This window comes from Desertihabitans aurantiacus, from assembly GCF_003344635.1.
Classification (GTDB): domain Bacteria; phylum Actinomycetota; class Actinomycetes; order Propionibacteriales; family Propionibacteriaceae; genus Desertihabitans; species Desertihabitans aurantiacus.
This window is the reverse complement of record NZ_QPKK01000345.1, coordinates 1-3314: the sequence shown is the minus strand read 5'-3', so window position 1 is coordinate 3314 and position 3314 is coordinate 1. Positions and strand designations below refer to the sequence as shown.

The window sequence follows — 3314 nt, the reverse complement described above, 5'->3', positions numbered from 1 at the left end:
GCGCGGCGCGCAGACCCGACAAGGCGGCCCGGGCCGAGCGGGACGCCTCCACCAGGTGCTCCACCGGCGGCCCGACGACGATCGGCCCCGGCCCGAACGGCCCCACCAGGTGCGTGGCCGCGGCGACGGCGGCGTCCTGGTCGCCGAGCGCCGCCCCGCCGAGCACCACCACCAGCCGCTCACCCTGGACAGCCGCCAGCGAGTCGAGCCCGCGCTGGCGCGCCAGCCGCCGGACGTCCTCCAGCGCGGAGGTGCCCGCGTCCTCGTCCGCCGGCCCGATCATCACCACCACCGACTGGGTCGAGCGCCAGCCCAGCGTCGAGGCGCGGGACAGCACCGTCTCGTCGGTGTCGCCGCGCAGCACCGAGTCGACCACCAGGGCCTCCAGGCGGGCGTCCCAGGCCCCACGCATCTCCGCCGCCCGGGCGTACACCTCGGCCGCGGCGAAGGCGACCTCACGGCTGTACTGGGTGATGGCCACCTGCAGGTGCGCCCGGTCACCGCGCGGCATCACCTGCTGCAGCTGCTCCTCGACGGCTTCGATGGTGGTGCGCACCAGCTCCACCGTCTGCTGCAGCGAGATCGCCCGGGCCAGTGCGCGTGGGGCGTGGCCGAAGATGTCGGCGCCGGTGGCCGAGCCGTCCGGATCGCCGAACCACTGCACGAACCCGTCGATACCGGCCTGGGCCACCAGGGTGATCCAGGAGCGCTTGTCGGCGTCCAGCTCGGCGAACCAGGGGTGGCGCAGCTCCATCTCGGCGACCGCGGCCGTGGTCATCTGGCCCGACGCCGCCGACAGCCGTCGGGCGATCGCCGTCCGGGTCCGCGGCGAGGGCCCGCCCCGGTCGCCCGCCCGTCCGCTCGCCATGGGCAGCGACCCTACTGCTCCAGCGACAGCCCCACCCAACGCCGCAGCGCCTCGTCGGTGCCCAGCGTGGCGGCGTCGACGTCGACCCAGCCGTGCATGGGCCGGTCCCTCATCATCGCCGGACGCGCGCCCGGCCAGCCCAGCGCCTCCTCGTAGCGCTCCATCCCGGTGCGCACCAGCAGCCCGCCCGCGCCGCCCACCCCGACCCGCAGCTTCTCCTCGACCATGAAGCAGCGGTAGCCGAACATCCGCACCTCCCGGACGTCCTCGTGCACCGCCAGCGTCGCCCGGACCCGGTCCTCCAGCTCCTCCACGGCCCCATCGTGGCCCACCCAGAGCCGCCGTGACAGGGTGTGGCCGGAAGCGAGGTGGCGATGGCGGTGCTCCGACGGGCCCGACCGCGCACCGACGGCCCCACGCTGGTGGCCGTGGTGCTGTGGCGGGCGCTGGTCGTCTGCTGCGCCTGGGCCGGGGTGCTGCTCAGCGTGGTGCCCGTTGGCTGGGAGTCGCTGCGCTACTTCACCGTGGTGTCCAACCTCTGCGCCGCGGTCGCGCTCACCGCCGCGCTGCTCACCCCGGCCGTCCTGCGCGGGGCGTCCGAGACCCGCTGGGGTGTGCTCCGGGGGGCCGCGACCACCTACCTGACCATCACCCTGCTGGTGCACGCCACCCTGCTCGGCGGCGGCTACCCGACGACCGGCGGTCTGCTCACCCACCTGCTCACGCCGCTGCTGGTGGTCGCGGACTGGCTGCTGGTGGGCCGCAACCAGCACCTGCCGTGGTGGACGCCGCTGGCCTGGCTGCTGCTCCCGGTCGGCTACCTGGTCGGCTACGTCGCCGGGGGAGAGGCCCTCTACGCTTTCCTCGACCCGACCGCGCGGGACTTCGGCGACTGGGTGCTCGTGCTCACCACGGCCTTCCTCTGCACCGGCTACCTGTGGTGGGGTGTGGGCCGGCTGCGGGCGCTGCGCTGGCCACCCCCGGCGGTCGCCGGCGACGGCCGTCCCGCGCCGGTGGCCCGGTCGTCGACGAGGGAGGAATGAGCATGGACCCGGTGCTGGCCCTGCGCGAGATCGGCTTCCTGCTCGAACGCAGCCGCGCCGACACCCACCGGGTGAAGGCCTACCGCCGGGCTGCGACCACGGTGGAGGCGATGCCGGCCGAGGAACGGGCCCGTCGCCAGCGCGAGGGCTCCTGGTCACAGGTGCCCGGTCTCGGGCCGAAGACGGTGGCGGTCGTCACCCAGGCGCTGGCCGGACGCGTGCCGGACTACCTCGCCGGGCTGCGCGAGCAGAAGACGCCGCTGGCCACCGGCGGGGAACGCGTGCGCGAGGCGGTCCGCGGTGACCTGCACTGCCACTCCGACTGGTCCGACGGCGGCAGCCCGCTGGAGGAGATGATGGTCATCGCGCAGTCGCTCGGGCACGAGTACTGCGCGATCACCGACCACTCCCCGCGGCTGCGGGTGGCCCGCGGACTGACCGCCGACCGGCTGCGCGAGCAGATGGACGTCGTCGACTCGATCAACGAGGCGCTCGCCCCGTTCCGGGTGCTCAAGGGCATCGAGGTCGACATCCTCGAGGACGGCACCCTCGACCAGGACGCCGCCCTGCTCGCCGAGCTCGACGTGGTGGTCTCCAGCGTCCACTCCAAGCTGCGTTCGGACTCCGAGACGATGACCCACCGGATGGTGACGGCCATCGCCAACCCGCGCACCAACGTGCTGGGCCACTGCACCGGCCGGCTGATCGAGGGGGAGCGGGGCACCCGTCCGCCGTCGACCTTCGACGCCGAGGTGGTCTTCGAGGCCTGCCGGCAGTTCGACGTCGCGGTCGAGATCAACTCCCGGCCCGAGCGCTGCGACCCGCCCGACGAGCTGCTCGCGCTGGCGGTCGAGACCGGGTGCCTGTTCTCCATCGACACCGACGCCCACGCGCCCGGCCAGCTCGACTTCCAGGCCTACGGCTGCGCCCGGGCCGAGGCGGCCGGCGTCCCGCTGGAGCGGATCATCAACACCTGGCCGGTCGAGGAGCTGCTCGCCTGGACCCGCGGCTGACGCACGCCGGGCGGGCTCAGCGCAGGGCGCCCAGCCGCGCCGGCAGGTCGGGCTCGGTCGCGCCGTAGCCGGTGGAGGCCCACGGCTCGGCCCCGGAGCGGTGGAAGTGCACCGGTTCGCCGTCCGGTCCGGGCAGGTCGAGCATCGGCGGCTCCCGGCCCGCGTCCACGGCGTCGGCGCAGCGCCGGCAGCACGGTACCGCGTGGCCCTCGAAGGTCCGTCGCTCCGTGCCGCGGGGGTGCTCGGGGTGGAACCAGCAGCCCCGAGTCGGCTCGAACGGCTGCAGCGCGGTGGCGGCGGCCGCGGCCTCGGAGCCGCGGCGGGCCAGGACCCAGGCGCCGAGGTGGTCGGCCGCGAGGGTGGAGGCCTCCACCAGCTGCTCGGCCGCCG

The 3314-nt window shown here is 75.0% G+C and carries 5 protein-coding genes; 2 read left to right on the top strand and 3 right to left on the bottom strand.

All coding sequences use genetic code 11. The features are described from left to right. Together DVA66_RS18615 and DVA66_RS18610 are read right to left on the bottom strand one after the other, a co-directional pair. Positions 1-868: PucR family transcriptional regulator (locus DVA66_RS18615; protein ID WP_114561365.1), on the bottom strand; the 868-nt coding region annotated here is incomplete at its 3' end. 11 nt (positions 869-879) lie between these two features. Further along, entirely contained in the window at positions 880-1182 is a 303-nt protein-coding gene (locus tag DVA66_RS18610; RefSeq protein ID WP_269801643.1) for a TfoX/Sxy family protein, read from the bottom strand. Between the two features lie 39 nt (positions 1183-1221). Between DVA66_RS18610 and DVA66_RS18605 the strand changes: the two genes are divergently transcribed. Together DVA66_RS18605 and DVA66_RS18600 are read left to right on the top strand one after the other, a co-directional pair. Further along, a complete protein-coding gene (locus tag DVA66_RS18605; RefSeq protein WP_157974127.1) occupies positions 1222-1911 on the top strand; it encodes a Pr6Pr family membrane protein in 690 nt (229 codons plus the stop codon). Further along, on the top strand, positions 1908-2924 hold the full coding sequence (locus DVA66_RS18600; protein WP_332872888.1) for a PHP domain-containing protein: 1017 nt from the start codon (positions 1908-1910) through the stop codon (positions 2922-2924). Before DVA66_RS18605 ends, DVA66_RS18600 begins: the two co-directional genes overlap by 4 nt. Positions 2925-2940: 16 nt before the next feature. On the opposite strand, the gene DVA66_RS18595 is transcribed toward DVA66_RS18600, so the two are convergent. After that, positions 2941-3314 (bottom strand): hypothetical protein (locus tag DVA66_RS18595; RefSeq protein ID WP_198671938.1); only part of this gene is annotated, 374 nt, incomplete at its 5' end.